Annotated in this window: 15 protein-coding genes and 1 riboswitch; of the genes, 5 read left to right on the forward strand and 10 right to left on the reverse strand. The window is 64.0% G+C overall.

What is annotated here, in order from left to right; all coding sequences use genetic code 11:
* Positions 1-262: 262 nt before the first annotated feature.
* A riboswitch (SAM riboswitch) is annotated at positions 263-355 on the reverse strand.
* Between the two features lie 102 nt (positions 356-457).
* On the reverse strand, positions 458-2437 hold the full coding sequence (locus tag JAO73_RS13150) for a TonB-dependent receptor plug domain-containing protein (RefSeq protein ID WP_198977469.1): 1980 nt from the start codon (positions 2435-2437) through the stop codon (positions 458-460).
* Positions 2438-2639: 202 nt separating this feature from the next.
* Here JAO73_RS13150 and JAO73_RS13155 point away from each other — a divergent pair, with 202 nt between their 5' ends.
* Positions 2640-5117: a M1 family aminopeptidase gene (locus tag JAO73_RS13155; protein WP_198977470.1), complete on the forward strand. Its 2478-nt coding sequence runs from the start codon at positions 2640-2642 to the stop codon at positions 5115-5117.
* Between the two features lie 100 nt (positions 5118-5217).
* On the opposite strand, the gene JAO73_RS13160 is transcribed toward JAO73_RS13155, so the two are convergent.
* The 4 genes from JAO73_RS13160 to JAO73_RS13175 form a co-directional block, all read right to left on the reverse strand.
* Positions 5218-5913, reverse strand: a complete 696-nt coding sequence (locus tag JAO73_RS13160) for a carbonic anhydrase (protein WP_198977471.1) — start codon at positions 5911-5913, stop codon at positions 5218-5220.
* A gap of 88 nt (positions 5914-6001) precedes the next feature.
* Positions 6002-7633: a SulP family inorganic anion transporter gene (locus tag JAO73_RS13165; protein ID WP_198977472.1), complete on the reverse strand. Its 1632-nt coding sequence runs from the start codon at positions 7631-7633 to the stop codon at positions 6002-6004.
* Between the two features lie 159 nt (positions 7634-7792).
* The gene (locus JAO73_RS13170) at positions 7793-9202 is read right to left on the reverse strand and encodes a sensor histidine kinase (protein WP_198977473.1); all 1410 of its coding nucleotides are present in this window, start codon (positions 9200-9202) and stop codon (positions 7793-7795) included.
* Positions 9203-9325: 123 nt separating this feature from the next.
* The gene (locus JAO73_RS13175) at positions 9326-10003 is read right to left on the reverse strand and encodes a response regulator transcription factor (protein ID WP_198977474.1); all 678 of its coding nucleotides are present in this window, start codon (positions 10001-10003) and stop codon (positions 9326-9328) included.
* A 584-nt stretch (positions 10004-10587) separates the two neighbouring features.
* Here JAO73_RS13175 and JAO73_RS13180 point away from each other — a divergent pair.
* The 3 genes from JAO73_RS13180 to JAO73_RS13190 are packed head-to-tail and all read left to right on the forward strand — an operon-like array spanning position 10588 to position 14468.
* A complete protein-coding gene (locus JAO73_RS13180) occupies positions 10588-11181 on the forward strand; it encodes a (2Fe-2S)-binding protein (protein ID WP_198977475.1) in 594 nt (197 codons plus the stop codon).
* Between the two features lie 24 nt (positions 11182-11205).
* The gene (locus JAO73_RS13185) at positions 11206-12231 is read left to right on the forward strand and encodes an FAD binding domain-containing protein (RefSeq protein ID WP_198977476.1); all 1026 of its coding nucleotides are present in this window, start codon (positions 11206-11208) and stop codon (positions 12229-12231) included.
* Entirely contained in the window at positions 12228-14468 is a 2241-nt protein-coding gene (locus JAO73_RS13190; RefSeq protein ID WP_198977477.1) for a xanthine dehydrogenase family protein molybdopterin-binding subunit, read from the forward strand. Before JAO73_RS13185 ends, JAO73_RS13190 begins: the two co-directional genes overlap by 4 nt.
* Positions 14469-14575: 107 nt before the next feature.
* Here JAO73_RS13190 and JAO73_RS13195 read toward each other — a convergent pair whose 3' ends face one another.
* Both JAO73_RS13195 and JAO73_RS23230 read right to left on the reverse strand, forming a co-directional pair.
* Entirely contained in the window at positions 14576-14893 is a 318-nt protein-coding gene (locus JAO73_RS13195; RefSeq protein WP_198977478.1) for a Rossmann-fold NAD(P)-binding domain-containing protein, read from the reverse strand.
* A gap of 16 nt (positions 14894-14909) precedes the next feature.
* A complete protein-coding gene (locus JAO73_RS23230; protein ID WP_262896062.1) occupies positions 14910-15041 on the reverse strand; it encodes a hypothetical protein in 132 nt (43 codons plus the stop codon).
* 242 nt (positions 15042-15283) lie between these two features.
* Here JAO73_RS23230 and JAO73_RS13200 point away from each other — a divergent pair, with 242 nt between their 5' ends.
* Positions 15284-16462, forward strand: a complete 1179-nt coding sequence (locus tag JAO73_RS13200; RefSeq protein WP_198977479.1) for an XdhC family protein — start codon at positions 15284-15286, stop codon at positions 16460-16462.
* 9 nt (positions 16463-16471) lie between these two features.
* On the opposite strand, the gene JAO73_RS13205 is transcribed toward JAO73_RS13200, so the two are convergent.
* The 3 genes from JAO73_RS13205 to preA all read right to left on the reverse strand — a co-directional run bounded on the left by JAO73_RS13205 (position 16472) and on the right by preA (position 19486).
* On the reverse strand, positions 16472-17392 hold the full coding sequence (locus JAO73_RS13205) for a DUF6268 family outer membrane beta-barrel protein (RefSeq protein WP_198977480.1): 921 nt from the start codon (positions 17390-17392) through the stop codon (positions 16472-16474).
* A gap of 140 nt (positions 17393-17532) precedes the next feature.
* Positions 17533-17796 (reverse strand): hypothetical protein, encoded by a 264-nt coding sequence (locus JAO73_RS13210; RefSeq protein WP_198977481.1) that lies wholly within the window; start codon positions 17794-17796, stop codon positions 17533-17535.
* Positions 17797-18091: 295 nt separating this feature from the next.
* Complete coding sequence (preA, locus tag JAO73_RS13215; RefSeq protein WP_198977482.1) at positions 18092-19486, reverse strand: NAD-dependent dihydropyrimidine dehydrogenase subunit PreA; 1395 nt, start codon at positions 19484-19486, stop codon at positions 18092-18094.
* Positions 19487-19627: the final 141 nt, after the last annotated feature.

The raw sequence follows: 19627 nt of genomic DNA on the forward strand, positions 1-19627 counted from the left end.
CGCAGAGCAAGGCGCTGAGCCGGGGTCGGAAGAGGCCGAAACGCCGAGGCGGGCAGGCAAGCCGGACGCCGCACACGGCGGCCCGGCGAAGCCAACTTGCTCCGGACTCAGCTTTGGCTACCCGCGATGAAAAAACTACAGCGGGTTAGGCCGGACAACAACAGCAACAACACGCCATGCCAACGCAACGCATGGCAGCGGCGCGGGCACGAAAAGCGGCAAGAAAAACGGGTTGGTTGTTGGGGGCTTCCACGGCAACTTGTTTTTATATGGTCAGGAATTGGCACCGTGCCCGCGGTTGCGGGTGGTTGCCGGCGCGTCGTAGAGCCTGTCTCTCAGCGCCTCTGTATAAAAACAATCCTTCAGGGAGAAAGAATTGATACGGCAAAGATACAGCAGAAGCCCCCGACTTGTTCCAAATCGGGGGCTTCTGCTGTTTTTGAGGGGACGGTAGGCGCTAGTTGCGCAGGGCCAGCCGCACACCGGCCATCAGCCAGCGACCGGGCATCTGGGCCCCCAGCAAGTCGGAATACTGCGCATTGAACAGGTTTTGGGCCTGCCCCACCACCCACACGCGCCCGGGCAGCAGCGCCACGTCGAGGCGGCCGTTTATCACCACGTAGCTGGGCGTCAGCTCCGCGTCGTTGACGGTGGCGCTGGGAGTGGTGCGCTGGCCGGCGCGCTGCTTGTACACGCCCCCCACGCCCACGCTGAAGCGCCGGTGCGTCAAGCTCACGTTGCCGGTAATCAGCTGCTTGGCCACGTTGCTCAGGTACTGCGACACCACGTCGCCGGCCACGTCCAACTGGGTATAGGTGTAGCCCACGCTGCCGTCGAGCCGCAGCTGGGGCGCCAGTTGGGCGCGGGCGGTGGCTTCCAGCTCCAGGCCCTGAGTAGTCACGGCAAACAGGTTTTGGGCCAGCCGGTAGGTGGCGGCGGGGTTGAGGTTGGTGAGGCCCGTGGTTTCAATTACCTGGCTGCCGGATTGGCCCACGTAGTCAATCAGGTTGCGGCCGTAGCGGTTGAAGTAAGTGGCGCGCAGCGTGAGCACCGGCAGGGGCTGAAAATCAAGCCCGCCCTCGTAGCTCCAGGTGCGCTCCGCGCTGAGGTTGGGGTTGCCGATGTTGAAGCCCGAGGGCACCGTGCCGGGGCGGATGGACGAGTAGTATTGCTCCGTGAAATTGGCGGCCCGAATGGCCCGGCCCACGGCGCCGCGCACCGTGAGCTTCTCCCCCACCTGCTGGCTGGCCGTGAGCTGAGGCACCACTTCGGTGCCGTAGGCTTGGTCGTGGTCGAGGCGCAGGGCGGCCGTCAGGCTCAGGCCCGGGGTTGGGGTGAGGCCGGCCACGGCAAAGGCGCCCTGGTGCCACACGGCGTGGCGGCCCTGGTCGTTGCTGCGCACGGCGCGGCGGTCGGCCTGGCCGCCCAGGGTCAGGCGCACCTTGTCCGAGAAGGTAAGTTGGTGCTGGCCCTGCACGTTGAGGTAGTGCATGAGGTGGCTGCTGGCCACCGAAGCGGGCGTGTAGAGATAGTAGTCGGTGCTGGCGGTGCTCACCAACTGCAGCTCGGTGCGGGCGCGGGCGCTCCAGTCGTAGCGCAGCTGGCCCTGGTACCAGTCGCGCGCCGTGGTTTCGCGGGCTCGGTCGCCGGCTGCGGTGGTGTAGAAATTCTGGGCATTGTAGTCGCGCCGGTCGAAGCTGGCGCGGGCCGCGGCACTCAGCTTGTCGCTAATCTGGTAAGCGCCCGACAGCGAATAAGTATTGAGCTTGAAATCGTTGCGCCCGCCGCCGGGCAGGTTCAGCTGCTGGCCGCTGGCCGTGTTGTTGAGGATGCCACCGGCCAGGCGCAGCCCCTTTTCCTGGCCGTAGAAGCCGGCGTTGGTGCTTTTCAGGTCGTACTCGCCGGCCAGGAAGGTCCCGCCCAGCTCCAGGGCATCGGGGCGGTGGGTGGCGGCAAAGGTTTTGGTTACGATGTTGACGAAGCCGCCCACGGCGTCGGGGCCGTAGAGGGCCGCGCCCGGGCCGCGCACCACTTCAATCTGCTCAATCTCGGCCGGCGCGATGGGAAAGTAGCCCGCAAAGTGCCCGGTGAGCGGGTCGTTCAGCCGCATGCCGTCCAGCAGAATCAGGACTTGGTTGAAGGTGGAGCCGCGCAGGGTGATGTCGGCCTGGGTGCCAAAATTGCCGCGGCTCTGCACTTCCAGGGCCGGCAGCAGGCGCAGCAGGTCGTCGAGCGAGGCCACGGGGTACTGGCTCAGCGTGCGGCCCGGAATTACGGACACGTAACGACCCGTCTGGCCAGCCACTTGGTTCAGGCGCGAGCCGTACACCGTCACCTCGCGCAGGCTGCGGGCGCTGTCGGCCGGGGCAGTCTGGGCGAACGAGTTAAGGGCAAAAAATGAGCAGAAAAGTGGCGTAGCGTAGCGAATTGGTCGCATTAAGCAGGAGGTTGATGAGGGTACAAACTTACTGTCGCCCGGCTCGGCGCGTCCGTTCCCTCCCGGCCCCGGCAGCGCGGCCCCGGCACCGCGGCACAGACTCGCGGCGCCCACGCTACTTTCGTGGCTGCGCCAAGCAACTCCTACGCCGCGGCCCGGTCCTTCGCGCGAACTCCCATTTTCACTCACCGCTGTTCTCTGAATGAAACATCTTTCTCTGCTGGGCCTGCTTGGCCTCGTAGCCACCAGCGCCGCCTATGCCCAGGCCCCCGGCGCCAAGTCCGAATCGCCCTACCGCGCTTCGGCCACCAAGATTAACGACTTGGTGCACACCAAGCTCGACGTGCGCTTCGACTACGCCAAACGCTACCTCTACGGCAAGGAGTGGGTCACGCTCAAGCCCCACGCCTACCCCACCGATTCGCTGCGCCTCGATGCCAAAGGCATGGACATCAAGGCCGTGGCCCTGGTGACCGGCGGCCAGCAAACCGCGCTCAAGTACAACTACGCCGACGGCATGAACCTGCGCATCAACCTGGGGCGCACCTTCAAGCCGGGCGAAGAATACACCGTTTACCTCGACTACACCGCCAAGCCCGACGAGCTGAAAGTGCAGGGCTCGGCCGCCATCACCGACGCCAAGGGTCTGTATTTCATCAACCCCGACTCAGCGACGGCCGGCAAGCCGGTGCAAATCTGGACGCAGGGCGAGACCGAGGGGTCGTCGGCCTGGTTCCCCACCATCGACCGGCCCAACCAAAAAACCACCGAGGAAATCTCGATGACCGTGCCCGCCAAGTACGTCACGCTCAGCAACGGCAAGCTGGTGAGCAGCACGCCCGCCGGCCCCGGCCTGCGCACCGACACCTGGAAAATGGACCTGCCCCACGCCCCCTACCTGTTTATGATGGCGGTGGGCGACTTCAAAATCTACAAAGACACCTGGCGCGGCAAAGAGGTGAATTATTACCTCGAGCCCAAGTATGCGCCCTTCGCCAAGCAGATTTTCGGCAACACGCCCGACATGCTGGAGTTCTACTCCAACCGCCTCGGCGTGGAGTACCCGTGGAACAAATACAGCCAGATTGTGGCCCGCGACTACGTGAGCGGCGCCATGGAAAACACCACCGCCACCCTGCACGGCGAGCAGGTGCAAATGACCGACCGCGAGCTGCTGGACCGCCAGTACAGCAGCGAGTCGGTGATTGCGCATGAGCTGTTTCACCAGTGGTTTGGCGACTACGTGACGGCCGAAAGCTGGTCCAACATCACCGTGAACGAGACGATGGCCGACTTCTCGGAAGGCCTCTACGCCGAGCACAAGTACGGCCAGGAAGCCGCCGACGCCCACTACCACACCTACCTGCGCCGCTACCTGAGCTCGCCGCGCGATGCCGCCAAAACCCTCGTGCGCTTCCACTACGACCAGCAGGAGGAAGTATTCGACCTGGTGAGCTACCAGAAGGGCGGCGCCATCATGGACATGCTGCGCACCTACCTGGGCGATGACGTCTTCTTCGCCGGCCTGCAGAAATACCTCAAGGACAACGCCTTCGGCAACGGCGAGGCGCACCAGATGCGCTTGGCGTTCGAGGCCGTGTCGGGCCAGGATTTGAACTGGTTCTGGAATCAGTGGTACTACTCGCCCGGCCACCCCGTCGTGACCATCGACTACGCCTGGGACGCGGCCAAGAAAGTGCAGTCCGTGACCGTGAAGCAGACCCAGCCGGGCACGCCCTTCCAGCTGCCGTTCACCATCGACTACTACGTGGGCGGCAAGGCCATTCACCAGGCCGTGACCATGACCGAAGCCACTCAGACCTTCAGCATGCCCCTCGCCGCCAAGCCCGAGCTGGTGAACGTAGACGCCCGCAAGAAGCTGCTCTGGAACAAAACCGACAACAAATCGGCCGCCGAATTTGCCTACCAGTACAGCCACGCCCCGCTTTTCGTGGACCGGCGCGAAGCTGTAACGGCCGCCGCCAAGGACCAAACCACCAACGCCGCTTCGCGCGCCGTGCTGCTGGCGGCCCTCAACGACAAGTTCTACGGCATCCGCAGCGTGGCCGTGCAGGCGCTGAAAATGGACGACAAAACCGTGGCCAAAGCCGCTGCGCCGACCTTGCGCAAGCTGGCTGCCAATGAGCCGAACACCAACGTGCGGGCCCAGATGTTTGCCGCGCTGGCGCAGCTGAAAGACAAGAAGGACGAGAAGCTGTTTAGCCAGAACCTCAACAGCCAGTCCTACAACGTGCAAGCCGCCGCCTTGAAGGGCTTGGCCACCGTGCAGCCCGCGCAGGCCCTGGCCCGCGCCAAAGCGTTGAAAACCGACGGCAACGCGGCCCTCGACCAAGCCGTGATGCAGGCCTACGCCCAGGGGGGCGGCGCGGCCGAGTGGGCCTACGTGCGCGACCAGTTCGACGCGGCCCGCCCTCAGGCCCAGTTTGGCATGATAGAGCCCCTGGCCACCATGACCGGCCGCCTCGACGACGCCACCGCCTTCGCGGAGGGCATCAGCCGCCTCAAAGGCCTGGGCGTGAAGTACAAGATGTACGGCGCCGACAAGCCCATCATCGAGCAGTTGAAAGCCATTGCCGACAAGAAGGCCAAAGGCGCCAACGCCGCCACGGCGAAGGAGCAGGTCGACAAAGCCATTGCCGAAATCGAAGCCGCGAAGTAACCCTTCTTCGCTACTTCGGCCGTGTTGGCCCACAAAAAAGCCTGCCGCAGCATGCGGCAGGCTTTTTTGTGGGTGCTTGGAAAGGAAAACGGGGGTAACGTTAGGCCACCGATTGCGGCTCGGACTGGGACGCGGGCGCGGCCTCCTCCTCGGCTTCCACCGGCGACTCGGTGCCGTAGATGTGCTCCATCTCGCTGAATACGGCGGAGTTGTCGACCTGCAGGTCTTTCAGCACGCCGTCGGCGATGTCGTACACCAAGCCGTGCAGCCGGGGCGGGTTTTCGCCGCGCATGGCGTTCTGGATGATGTTGGTTTTGGCCAAGTTGCGCACCTGTTCAATGACGTTGAGCTCCACCAGGCGACGAGCCCGCTGCTGCTCGTCTTTGATGCGCAGAATCTCGGTTTCGTGGGTGCGAATGACGTCGCGGATGTTGGTCAGCCAGTTGTCAATCAGGCCATATTGCTTGTTGCTGGCCGCCGCGGCCACGCCGCCGCAGCCGTAGTGGCCCACTACTAAGATGTCTTTCACGCCCAGCACTTCCACGGCGTATTGCAGTACGCTGAGCAGGTTCATGTCGGTGTGTACCACCATGTTGGCAATGTTGCGGTGCACAAACATCTCGCCCGGACCGGTGCCGGTGATGCCCGAAGCCGGCACCCGCGAATCGGAGCAGCCGATGAACAAGTACTTGGGATGCTGGCCGTTGGCCAGGCGCTTGAAGAAGTCGGGGTCCTGGGCGTTTTTATCCGCCACCCACTGGCGGTTGTTTCTAAGAATTTCCTCTACTCCGGACATGGGTTGAGACTTTTTTGAAATGAGCGAACGTGCTGGCACGATGATACGGAATTAAAAAGAAAACGGAGAAAAAAGCGGGCCCGGTGGCCTAATGGCTGCCCACCGCCACCGAACGAATGCCGCGCAGCTCCAGCTCAACGTGACGTTCGGGCGCCACCTGACGAAACGACTCAATGGCTTCGAGCACGTCGTGGTCGATATCGGCCGACTGGCTGCCGTCGAGGATGACGCGGCTGCCGGCGGGCAGGGCCTCCAGCGTGTTCACGATGCTGGCCTTGTTGAGAAACGACACATGCTCGGAAAGGCGCAGGTGCAGGGTACCGGGCTCGTGGTCGGGGGTGTCGCGGCTCAGGAAATACGCTTGTTCGGCGTTGGCTTTCAAAATGAAGAAGAAGCCCACCACCAGGCCCACGCCCACGCCTTTCAGCAGGTCGGTGAAAAGAATGGCCACGATGGTGACAATGAAGGGGATAAACTGCGCCCAGCCCAGCTTGAACTGCGTGCGGTAGAGCGCCGGCTTGGTCAGCTTGAAGCCCACCAGCAGCAGCACCGCCGCCAGCGCCGACAGCGGAATCAGGTTCAGCACCGAGCCCAGAAACAGCAGGCTGGCCAGCAACAGCAAGCCGTGGATGAAGGCCGACAGCTTGCTCTGGCCGCCCGCGGCGATGTTGGCCGACGAGCGCACAATCACGGCCGTGAGGGGCAGGCCGCCCAGCAAGCCACTGATGACGTTGCCCACGCCCTGGGCCATCAGCTCGCGGTTGGGGGGCGTGCGGCGCTTGTGCGGGTCGAGCTTGTCGACGGCTTCCACGCTCAGCAGGCTTTCGAGCGAAGCCACGATAGCAATGGTGAGGGCCACGCCGTAGGTAGCGGGCCGGGCGAAGGCGCCAAAATCGGGAAACGACATCTGGGCCATCAGCTCGTTCAGCGACGACACCACGGGCAGCTTCACGAGGTGCTCGGGGCGCACTTGCATGTCGGGCGCCACGGTACGCAGCAGCTGGTTGATGCCAATGGACGTGAGCACCACCACCAGGGCGGCCGGCACTTTTTGCACCAGCTTGAAGCGGCGCAGCGCGGCCGTGTCCCAGAGCAGCAGCAGGGCCAGCGACACGAAGCCGACCAGCACCGAGCCCGGGCTCAGCCCCTTGGCCGCCGCCCCAATGGCCGAGAACGTGTTCAGGCCATTGAACTGCAGGAAATCCATGTCCTCAAAGTAGTCGGTATCGGCGCCGAGGAAGTGGGGTATCTGCTTCAGAATCAGAATCAGGCCAATGGCCGCGAGCATGCCGCGGATGACGGCCGCCGGGAAATACAGGCCGATGACGCCCGCCCGGGCCACGCCCAGCAAAATTTGCATAGCGCCGGCCACCACCGTGGCCGCCATCACCGCCTGAAACGAGCCCAGCGAGGCAATGGCGCCCAGCACTATCACCGTGAGGCCGGCGGCCGGGCCGCTCACGCTCAGCTGCGAGCCGCTCAGCCAACTCACCACCAGGCCACCCACAATGCCCGTGACCAGCCCAGCCAGCAACGGCGCGCCCGAGGCCAGCGAGATGCCCAAGCACAGCGGCAAGGCCACCAGGAATACCACTAGGCCCGCCGGGGCATCTTGGCCGATGGTCCCAAAAACGCCCTTGGCAGGCTCGGGTGCCGCCGAAGGCGCCGGCGCAACGATGGGGGTACCCGTGCGGGTGGGCGAGGAAATAATCTGGGACATAAGCTATAACCTGAACGATAGAACTAGATAAAAAACAAGAAGCCGGTGGCGCAAACGCACCGGCTACGTCCTGTTTTTCGGAATCCAACGCAAGGTTACGGGCCCGTTATTAAGACGAAATTAAAGGCAAATTAAAAGGGCATTAAAAGCCCTAAGCCGCTATTTAGTGGGTCGGAATGGCCATTCCAGCCACACGTGGGTGCCGTGGCCGGGCTCGCTTTCGAGGCGCACCGTGCCCCCGTGCAGCGCCATGATGCGGGCCGCCAGCGGCAGCCCAATGCCGTGCCCCGGCACCCCGCGGGCCGAGGCCGCCCGAAAGAACGGCACGAACACCTGCTGCACATCGGCCGGCGGCAGGCCGGGTCCTTCGTCCGTCACGAGCAGGGCCAGGCGGGAGGCCGTGCGCGTGAGGGTGGCCGTGACGGGCCGGCCCGTGCCCGCCGAAAACTTGCAGGCGTTGTCCAGCACGTTGAGCACGGCCGAGAGCAGCAGGGTCTCGTTGCCGTGCACCACGAAGGCGCTGGCGTCTTCGCCATCGCCAAAATTGAGGTCAACGCGGCAGGTGGAATGGCGGCGCAGCAATTGCTCGTGGGCCTGCAGCAGCAGCTCGTCGAGCCGCACTTCGGCCATGGGCACCTGCGAGGGGTCGTCGGACGCCCGCGCAATGGAAAGCAGGCCGTTGGTGAGCTGGTTGAGCTGCCGGGCCGAGTCGAGGGTGCTTTGCAGCACGCGGCGGTACTCGGCCGGGGGCCGTTCGGCCTGCAGCAGCGCCACTTCCAGCTCGCCGATGAGGGCCGTGAGCGGCGTGCGCAGCTCGTGCGAGGCGTCGCGCACAAACGTGCGCTGGCCCGCAAAAGCCGCCTGCAGGCGGTCGAGCAGGCGGTTGAAGCGCTGGGTGAGGTGGCCGATTTCGTCGGTACTGCCCGCGCCCTGGGTCAGGCGCTGGCTCAGGTCGGTGGCCGTGATGCCGTCGACCTCGCGCACCATGCGCCGCAGCGGCCGCAGGGCCCGGCCCGCAAAAAACCAGCTCCCGAGGCCCATCACCACCAAGGCAGCCAGTAAGCCCAGCACCAGCAGGCGCCGCAGTTCGCCCAGCTGCTGGCGGCTGTCCTCATCTACCGACGAGGCCACCACCACCAGCGGGCCCAGGCGCGGGTCGCGGTAGAGGAGGCCCACGGTTTCGTGGTAGTTTTTTTCGGGTTCGAGCACGGCGCGGCCGTTGCGGCGCACCTCGGCCAGCCACTCGATGGGCACGGGCTTGGCCGCCCCCTGCCCTTCCCGAAACACCAAGCGGTTGGTTTGGTCGTACACGCGGCCTTCTTCGTCGGGCAGGGTGCGGTAGAGCTGGCGCAGGTAGCGGCGGTAGAGCGCGGGCGGGTTGCCCTCGTGCTGGTTGCGCTGGCCTTCGGCATAGGCGTGCCCCACCACCAGCGTGCGCTTGAACAGGCTTTGGGTGAACAGCGCGCGCCGCGACTGCAGCGTGGCAAAGTAGACACTCAGCGCAAACAGGAGCAGTATCACGGCCAGAATCAGCCCGAACTGCAGCGCCAGACGAAGACGAATGGACATGGATTGATGGGTTGGTTTTGTGATGTGCTGATGTGCTGATGCGGATGCCGATGTTCCGATTACGCCCCCCTTGCCCGGCCATAAGGCCGAAAAAGCACATCAGCACATCAAAAAATCAGCAAATCAATCCACTTTCATCACGTAGCCCATGCCCACCAGCGTGTGAATGAGCTTGGGCTCGAAGCCTTTGTCGACTTTTTTACGCAGGAAATTGATGTACACGTCAATGACATTCGAGCCCGTGTCAAAGCTCATGTCCCAAACGTGCTCCAGCAAATCGGCGCGCGACACCACCCGGCCCTGGTTGCGCAGCAGGTACTCCAGCAGCGAAAACTCGCGGGCCGTGAGCTGAATGGCCTGCCCCGCCCGCTCCACGCGCTTGGCGCTGGGGTCGAGGCTGAGGTCGGCCAGGTGCAGCACGGCTTTGGGGGCGGGGGCTTCGGTGCGGCGGCGCACCAGCGCCCGCAGCCGGGCCAGCAGCTCTTCAAATGCAAACGGCTTGACGAGGTAGTCGTCGGCGCCGGCGTCGAGGCCCCGGATTTTGTCGTCCGTTTCGCCCAGGGCCGTGAGCATGAGAATGGGCACGCCGGGGTCGTGGGCGCGCACCTGGCGGCACACTTCCAGCCCGCTCAGGCCGGGCAGCATCTGGTCCAGAATCAGACAGTCGTAGCGCGTGGATTGGGCCCGGCGCAGGCCCAGAAGCCCATCGGCGGCTAGGTCGACGGTGTAGTCCTGCTCGGTGAGGCCCTGGTGCAGAAATGCCGCAACGGAGGGCTCGTCTTCAACTAAAAGGATTTTCATGGGGCCGGAAGGTAGGGCTTAGCCCGCAAATCCGGCGCGGCGCGCGGCCGCCCGATGGCTCAGCGGGTGGCTGGGAGGCCAGTCTTTGGGGCCGCAGCGGCAGGGCTGGCAGCGCGCTCCGCCTGCTGTGGGGCGGCCCCGAGCGGCGCGGCCTGCAGTCGTACACCGGCGGCCAACAACCCGGAAAGAATCAATGCCAGATAAAACCGGAAGTGGTGCTGAAAGTTGGCTAGCATCGGGAAACGGACAACGGTGAAACAGGGCGAGCGGCGGAGCCAAAGCCAATTATTTATTTCAAAATTACCTTTCCACCGTAGTGGCGAAAAACTCGGCTAGCCGAGCATTCTTTTCTGCCGGCCCAACGGCGGGTTCTTCTCGGTGAGGGAATTAGCCCGAATTCTGCCTTCCTTGCCCTGGCCAAAAGTGCGCGGCCTAAGCGCCATTTAGGCCAAGCGGAACCGTGGCGGGTGGCCAAGCCAAGCAACATTATGGGTTCGAAGGCACGTATACCAAGCACGGCCGTGGACAGAATGCGCTGATTGCGAGTGCTTTTTCCGGGCTCTCACTTTCTTCACTTCCACCTTATGAGCCACGTTACCCAAGCTCCACTCGGCCGCCCGCCGGTGGCCCTGCCCCCTACCCAAGCCGTCAGCCTGAACATCAACGGCCAGGCCCACACCCTGCACATCGCGCCCTGGACCACCCTGCTCGACGCCCTGCGCGAGTACCTCGACCTGACGGGCACCAAGAAGGGCTGCGACCACGGCCAATGCGGCGCCTGCACCGTGCTGGTGGATGGCAAGCGCATCAATTCCTGCCTCTCGTTGGCTGTGACGCACGAAGACTCGCGCATCCAAACCATCGAAGGCCTGGGCACCGAGGGCCAACTGAGCCCGCTGCAGCAGGCCTTTATCGACCACGACGCCTTCCAATGCGGCTACTGCACGCCGGGCCAGATTTGCTCGGCTCAGGGCCTTATCAACGAAGGAAAGGCCCGAACCGAAGACGAAGTGCGCGAGCTGATGAGCGGCAACGTGTGCCGCTGCGGCGCTTACAGCAACATTCTGAGTGCGGTGATGGAAGTGCTTAACAACGAAGGATTAGTCCTGGAGGACAAGGCTTGGTCGGCCGGCGCCACCGCCCAAGACATCGCGCCGGTTGAGCCGCCGAAGAAATAATCCTTCACTCCTCATTTCAGTAAGATGAACCCATTCACTTTCACCCAAGCTACGGCCGTGGCGGCTGCCGTGCAGGACAATGCCGCGCACGACAACGCGGCCTACCTCGGCGGCGGCACCAACCTGATTGACTTGATGAAGGAAAACGTGGCCCGCCCCACGCACCTCATCGGCCTCAAAAAGCTGGGCCTCGACGCCATCGAAAACCTGCCCGACGGCGGCCTGCGCCTCGGTGCCCTCGCCACCAATGCCGACACAGCCTGGCACCCCGAAGTGGAGAAGCGCTACCCGTTGCTGAACCAGGCCATTCTGGCCGGGGCCAGCCCGCAGCTGCGCAACATGGCCACCGATGGCGGCAACCTGATGCAACGCACCCGCTGCTACTATTTCTACGACCTGGCCACGCCTTGCAACAAGCGCGAACCCGGTTCGGGCTGCTCGGCCATCGGCGGCTACACCCGCGTGCACGCCATTCTGGGCGCCAGCGAGCACTGCATTGCCACCCACCCTTCCGATATGTGCGTGGCCCTGGCCGCCCTCGACACCACGGTGCGCGTGAGCGGGCCCAACGGCGAGCGCACCATCAAGTTTGAGGATTTCCACCGCCTGCCCGGCGACCAGCCCGAGCGCGACAACACCCTGGAACCCGGCGAACTCATCACCGGCCTGGACCTGCCGGCCAAGGGCTTCGAGAAGAATTTCAGCTACCTGAAGCTGCGCGACCGCACCAGCTACGCCTTCGCGCTGGTGAGCGTGGCGGCAGCGCTGGAGCTGGACGGCAACACCATCACGGATGCCCGTCTGGCGCTGGGCGGCGTGGCCCACAAGCCCTGGCGCGACAAGGAAGCTGAGGCCCTGCTCATTGGCCAGCCCGCTACGGAAGATACCTTCCGCCGTGCGGCGACCAAGGTGCTGACCGGCGCCAAAGGCCAGGGCACCAACAACTTCAAGATTGAGCTAGCCAAGCGCGCCATTGTGCGCGCCCTCAAGCAAGCCACCGAAATGAATCAGGCGCTCGACGCCAACGCCTTCCAAAACTCCAACCCATGAGCCACACCACCGACTACATCGGCAAACCCACCAACCGCGTCGATGGCCCGGCGAAAGTGGCCGGCACCGCCAAGTACGCCGCCGAATTCAACGTACCCAACCTGCTCTACGGCTACGTGGTGAGCAGCCCCATTACCAAGGGCAAAATTACAAAAATCGACGCCGCGCCGGTGCTGGCGTTGCCGGGTGTGCACCAGGTTTTCTCGCACGAGAACGTGCCTTCACTGGCCTGGCTCGACCGCAGCTACAAGGACGACATCGCGCCCGGCGGCTCGCCTTTCCGCCCGCTGCACTCGCCCGAAATCAAGTTCAGCATGCAGCCCGTGGCGCTGGTGGTGGCCGACACGTTTGAGCTGGCCCGCTATGCCGCTTCCATCCTGCACGTGGAGTACGAGGAGGCAGCGCACGAAACCGAGCTGGCGAAGCACCTCGATGAGGCGTTTGAGCCCGGCCGCGGCAAAAGCGGCTACCAGCCGCCGAAGTCGCGCGGCAACTTTGGCAAGGGCTGGAAACAAGGCGTGACCCACATGGAGGCGCAGTATTCGCACCACGCCCAGCACCACAACCCCATGGAGATGTTTGCCAGCACCATGGAGTGGCTGGGCGATAAAAAGCTGAATATCTACGACAAAACGCAGGGCGCCTTCAACAGCCAGCAGTACGTGATGAAGGTTTTCGGCCTGAGCAAGGAACAGGCCCGGGTGGTGTCGAAGTACACCGGCGGCGGCTTCGGCTCGGGGCTGCGGCCGCAGTACCAGCTGTTTCTGGCGGTGCTGGCCTCGCTGGAGCTACAGCGCTCGGTGCGCGTGTCGCTCACCCGCCAACAGATGTTCAGCTTCGGCCACCGGCCCGAAACCCTGCAGCACGTGGCCCTGGCCGCCGCCGCCGACGGCTCGCTCACGGGCATCAACCACGTGGCCGTGGCCGAAACCTCGCAGTTTGAGGATTTCACCGAAAACGTGGTAGGCTGGAGCGGCACGCTCTACGACTGCGACAACGTGAGCCTGGGCTACCGCCTCAGTAAAATCGACGTGTATACGCCGCAGGACATGCGGGCGCCGGGCGCGGCATCGGGCTCCATTGCCTTGGAAATTGCGATGGACGAAATGGCCTACGCCGCCGGCCTCGACCCGCTCGAATTCCGCATCCGCAACTACTCCGATTTCGACAAGGCCCAGAAGCTGCCCTACTCCAGCAAGGCCCTGCGCAAGTGCTACGCCGAGGGCGCGGCCAAATTCGGCTGGCAGAAGCGCACCGCTGAACCCGGCTCGATGCGCGACGGCAACCTGCTGGTGGGCTGGGGCATGGGCGGCGGCATCTGGGATGCCTCCAAGCAGCCCGCCGTGGCCAAAGCCAGCCTCGACGCCGACGGCCACCTCACCGTGAGCAGCGGCACCAACGAAATCGGCACCGGTACCTACACCATCATGACGCAGATTGCGGCCGAATGCATGGGCCTGCCCATCGAAGCCGTGACCTTCGTGCTGGGCGACACCGAGCTGCCCGAAGCCCCCGTGCAGGGCGGCTCCTGGACGGCGGCGTCTATTGGCGTGGCCGTGCAGGAAGCCTGCGCCAAGCTCGGCGAAGCCCTGCTGAAGCAGGCGCAGAAGATGGACCACCCGGCTTTCAAGGATGCCAAAATTGACGACGTGCAGTTTGCCAACGGCCAGCTGCGCCTGCGCGCCGATGCCACCCAGGCCGTGGTGCTGCGCGACCTCGTGCAAGCCAGCGGCGAGCCCAAGATGGAAGCCGAAAACTCCACGACGCTCGCCAAGCTGGAAATGCTAAAGCCGCCAACCCACTCCATGCACGCCCACAACGCCGTGTTTGTAGAAGTGAAAGTTGACCCCGACCTGATGACCGTGCACGTCACCCGCGTGGTGAATGCCGTAGCCGCCGGCCGCATCATCAACCCCAAAACGGCCCGCAGCCAAGTGCTGGGCTCAGTGGTGTGGGGCATCAGCGCGGCCCTGATGGAGGAGTCGGTGATGGACCACCGCTTCGGCCGCTACATGAACCACAATTACGCCGAATACCACGTGCCGGTGAATGCCGACATCCACGACATCGACGTGATTTTCATGAACGAGGAAGACGACAAAGTGAACCCGCTCGGCGTGAAAGGTCTCGGCGAAGTTGGCCTGCTGGGCGTGGCCGCTGCCGTGAGTAACGCCATCTACCACGCCACCGGCAAGCGCGTGCGCGACCTGCCCGTGACGATTGATAAGCTGCTGTAGAGGCTCCGGCGGCTGATGCCGTTGAAGTGACATAAAAACGCCCCGCAACAAACCAGTTGCGGGGCGTTTTGGCGTTGGGAAGTGCCGAATCAACTCACGGCCGTGTGCTACCCCGCGGCCGCGAAGGCCGCCGCAAATTCCTGAGCAAAGTCTTCCAGCTTTTCCTGACCCAGCGGGGGCTTGTGCTGGTTGTAGTCTTCGCCCAGTATGCCGTTGCCAATGCTGGCGCAGATGTCCACCACTTCGTCGGTCTGGGTGGCGGGCAAACCGTGCCGCAGCAGGCTGGCCCGGCCAATGGCGGCGCTCAGCACATGTGCCACTTCGTTGGCGGTGCGCTCGTCGCTGGCCACGTAGCGCACGTGCCGCCCCGGGGCGGCGGACGTGGTCAGCTCGGCGGCGGCCCGGGCAATGTCGCGGGTATGCACAAAGGCCGATTTTGTACTAGCTGCTCCGATACGGCAGGTTGATGGGCAACTGAGCAGCAGAATGCGGCCCCGGAAAAAACACGCCCGGCACCTTTTCTTCTGTTTCGGTGAGCGAACTCAGTCGGTAGACGGAAATGGCAACGCGCATAAATGGCAATAAATCGGGGCAGGCAATCTACAACGCGGTGGGGCCGCGCGTCCTGGGCAGAGGCGTAGAAAAGCTGTGCTCGGCGCGTAGCACCACTTCCGCTCACAACCCTTGCCCAAGCCCCGCCAATACACGCGCCAATGGCATTCGGCTCACTTGGAGGCAAAACCACGCTTGCGGCCAGGTGGTTTTGCAGAACCCGGCCCCGCCACCAGGCGTATTCCTGGCTCCACCCGCTCCCCATGACCGAACTCCAACGCCTCCTCCTTGCCTACGACCGCCACCGCGCCAACGCCCGGCCCTGCGCCCTGGCCACGGTGGTCGAGGTGCTGGGGTCGGCCTACCGCCGCCCCGGCGCCCGCATGCTCGTCACCGAAGACGGCGAGCTGACCGGCGCCATCAGCGGGGGCTGCCTGGAAGGCGATGCCCGCCAGCGGGCGCGCCGAGCCATTTTCCAAGGCGAGCCGGCGCTGGTCACTTACGACACCCGCGACGAAGACGACCCGCGCCACGGGCTCGGCCCGGGGTGCCAGGGCGTGGTGCGCATCCTGCTCGAACCGCTGGAGTTCAACGCGCCCGACAACCCCATGGAGCTGCTACGCAGCTTTGCCCAGCATCCGGAGCCGGCGGTGCTGGCCACCGTGTTTGAAGCGGATGCCAACGGCTTGCGGGCAGCCGTGGGCCAACGGCTGCTGCTATCGGCCGGTGGCGTAGTGCGGGGCACTCCCCTGCTGGCCGCGCCCCTGGCACAGGCAGCGCAAGCCACCCTGACGCAGGGCCAGTCGCGGGTGCTGGACGTAGCAACCGACGCCGGCCCCGTGCGGGCCCTGCTGGAAATCCTGACGCCGCCGCTGCGGCTGGTGGTGTACGGCGCCGGCAACGACGCCCAGCCCCTGGTGCGCCTAGCCGCGTCGCTGGGCTGGCAGGTATCCGTGGTGGATGGCCGGCCAAACCTGGCCACCGCCGCCCGTTTTCCGGAGGCGACCCAAGTACGCATTGTGCCCGTGCGCGAGCTGGAAACCCAGCAGCCCGACGCCGCCGCCTACCACGTGCTGCTGAGCCACAACTACGCCTACGACCTGGCCGCGCTGCAAACCCTGCTGCCCACGGCCGCGCCCTACGTCGGGCTGCTGGGCCCGCGCGCCAAAGCCGGCCGCCTGCTAGAAGAGTTGGAATTGTCAGAAGCTGAGCGCCGCCATGTGCTCGGCCACCGGCTGCACAGCCCCATTGGGCTGAGTTTGGGTGGCGAAACGCCCGAAGAAATAGCGCTGGCCATTGTGGCCGAGATTCAGGCCGTCAAGAACGGGCGCCAGCCGCAGCACCTGCGCGATACGTCGGCCTCGATTCACGCCGACTCGCCGAAGTCTCCCGCTTCAGCGCCTACTTTAGAAGCCGCCACACCAGCCGATTTCTCTGCGTAAGCTGCCGGCCTACGGAGCGGGCACCCGGTAGCTCAGCGCCAGCCTACATGCCATGCCCTTCTCGATGCGGGGGCTGAGCGGAGTAGGCGCCTGCCCCAGTCCAATGTAATCGATGGTGGCGGGCCATTGGTCGTTTTGGGCATACACTTCCAATCGCCGCGTCACGGCGTAGGCGGCCGTGGCCCGCACGGCCCAGTGGGGGCTCAGGTAGGTTTCGGCAAACAACCCGTAGTGCCCTTGCTGGTACTGAAAATACCGGTTTTGCTCCTGCAGGCGGTAGGCCGTGTTGATGCCGTTGAGGTTGAAGCCCACGTTGAGGCGCGGCCCGGCCGCGTAGCTGACGTTGAACGTGGTGGGCAAGTCGCCAAACAGCCGCCACCGCTCCCCCAGCCGCCAGTCGAGGCCCAGCAGCAGCACGTACTGCGGCCCGTAAAACTGCTGACGGTAGCCCACCGTGAGCCGATACGCACGGCGGGGATTGAAGCGAAAAGTGGCCCGCCCCACCCCGCCCCAGGTGATGTCGGCCGCGCGCACGTCGCGCAGGTCAGAGTTCAGCGCCGGCAGCGCCAGCGCGGTTAGCTCCAGCCTGGGCGAGATGCGTTGGCGGTAGCCCACAATGGGCGAAAAGCCATATACATTGTTCACGGCAAAGCCCGGCCGCTCGCCGCTAAACCGAAGTGCTTCGAGGCCAGCCCCCAGCAGCAGGCCGTGGCTGCTATCGGCCGATACGGCAAGGGGAACAATGACATTGGCCCGGTACACATCGGCCCGGAAGGCGGCCTCACGGCCGCTCAGCTTCAGGGGCAGCACTTCGTAGCTCAGGCCCACGCCTTCCGCATAGCCCTGGGCGCGGCTCGTGGCACAGTGCAGCAGGCCCAGCACCAGCGCGAATAGTGGCAGGCGCCGCAACCCCCGGTCAAATAACTTCATACCAGCGAAACTCAAGATTTTGCCAAAGAACGAACACCCGGCCGCACATATCCGGTCTTTCCGACTGGCCAGCACAAAAAAGAGGCTGTCCGCCTCGTCAGCGAACAGCCTCTTTCGACTTTGCAGGGCGCTAGCCGTAGTTAGCGGCGGCGTCCGTTGCCACCGTGGTAGCCATTGCCGCCGCGGTAGCCACCGTGGTAGCTGCCCCGGTAGTACGGCCGAACCGGCACCACCACCGCGGGGCGGGGCGTGTAATAATAGGGGCGGGCATAGTACGGGCGAGGATAGTACGGCTGGGCCGGCGGATAGTACCCGTAGTCGTAGCCAGTGCCCACCGAAGCCACGCAGCCGCTCAGCAGGAGCATGCACAGGCCCAAGGCAAAAATCACTGATTTCGTTTTCATGGCGAAGGTGCGTAAGCACATTGAATGACAAAGACTGACTTGTATATAAGACAAATGGCCAGGCGAAATAGTTGACTTTTCCGTCGCGTTTGCCCTAGCCTACAAGCACTTTACTCATACGTTTCTGTTCCACCTGCCGTTGTGGTTTTCGAAGGGCCAAGCTCACCCGTTACCAACCCCATTGTTGCTCCACGGACGCCAACCCAACGCCCCATATCAAGCCCAAAGCCCCTTGGCACGTCGCCAAGGGGCTTCTCTGCTGTTTGTATTTTCAAGTCCACAAGTGCTGGCGCACTTATGCTTCGGCCTGGGCCGGCACCTCGGTTTCGCCCGAATAGAGGCGTGCTTTGCCGGGCAGGGTTTTGTGGCGCTCCTTGCCGAGGGCGGCGCTGGGCTCGGGCACCCAGTGGTGGCGGCCGCCAGCCTTTTCGTCCTCAAACGTGGTGGGAATGTCGCCGGCTTCGGTGCGCTCCTTCCAGGTGAGGTGCTGGGTGCCAGAATCGGTCTGCTCCATCGTGATGCACTGCTCGACGGGGCACACCAGCGAGCACAGGTTGCAGCCCACGCAGTTTTCTTCGATGATTTCGGGCACGCGGGTGCCGGCGTTGAGCTTGATGGCCTGGTGGGCACCGTCTTCGCAGGCCGTGTAGCACAGCTGGCAGCCAATGCACTTGTCCTCGTTGATGTTGGCCGTCACCTTGTACTTCATGTTCAGGTCTTCCCAGTGCAGCACATTGGGCAGGGCCTTGCCTACGAAGTCGTAGATGGTGTTAAAGCCCTTCTCCACCATGTACTGCTCCAGCCCGGACGTCATTTCCCGAATGATGCCGAAGCCGAAATGCATGGCCGCCGTGCACACTTGCACCGAGCTGGCGCCCAGCAGGATGTGCTCCACCGCATCGCGCCAGTTTTCGATGCCGCCAATGCCCGAGATGGGCAGTTGAATGTCAGGGTGCTGGGCGCAGTTTTTCACCATGTTCAGGGCAATGGGCTTCACGGCCGGGCCGCAGTAGCCGCCGTTGGTGCCCTTGCCGTCCACAATCGGGTACGGGGCGAAACGGTCCAAATCAACCCCAACGATGCTCTGAATCGTGTTGATGAGCGAAATGGCGTCGGCGCCGCCGCGCCGGGCGGCCAGGGCCGGCTCGGTGATGTCGGAAATGTTGGGCGTGAGTTTCACGATGACGGGCTTCTGGGCCACTTCCATCACCCATTCCACTATCATCTGCAGCACTTTAGGCTCCTGCCCTACCGCCGAACCCATACCCCGCTCGCACATACCGTGCGGGCAGCCAAAGTTCAGCTCCAGGCCGTCGGCGCCGGCATCCTCCGAGGCGCGCACGATGTCGTGCCACTCCTGCCGGCTCTGCACCATGAGCGAGGCAATAACGGCGTGGTTGGGGAAGCGCTTTTTCACTTCCTCAATCTCGCGCAGGTTGTGCGAAAGTGGCCGGTCCGAAATAAGCTCGATGTTGTTGAAGCCCACGAGGCGCTTGTCGCGGTAGTTCACGCCGCCGTAGCGGCTCGACACATTCACGACGGGCACGCCCAGCGTCTTCCACACCGCGCCGCCCCAGCCGGCGTCAAAGGCTTTCATCACCTGGTAGCCGGAGTTGGTAGGCGGGGCCGAAGCCAACCAGAACGGGTTCGGCGATTTGATGCCGGCGAAATTTATTGAGAGGTCGGGCATGACGTTCTATGTATATCGCACGTCATGCAGAGCGCAGCGAAGCATCTTGCCCGCAACAAGTAAATAATACTGTCACAACGAAGCGGTAAAGATGCTTCGCTGCGCTCTGCATGACGTGCGTTTTTGTGCAAAAAAGAAAAT

It is taken from the genome of Hymenobacter miniatus (assembly GCF_016427455.1).
Taxonomy (GTDB): Bacteria; Bacteroidota; Bacteroidia; order Cytophagales; family Hymenobacteraceae; genus Hymenobacter; species Hymenobacter armeniacus.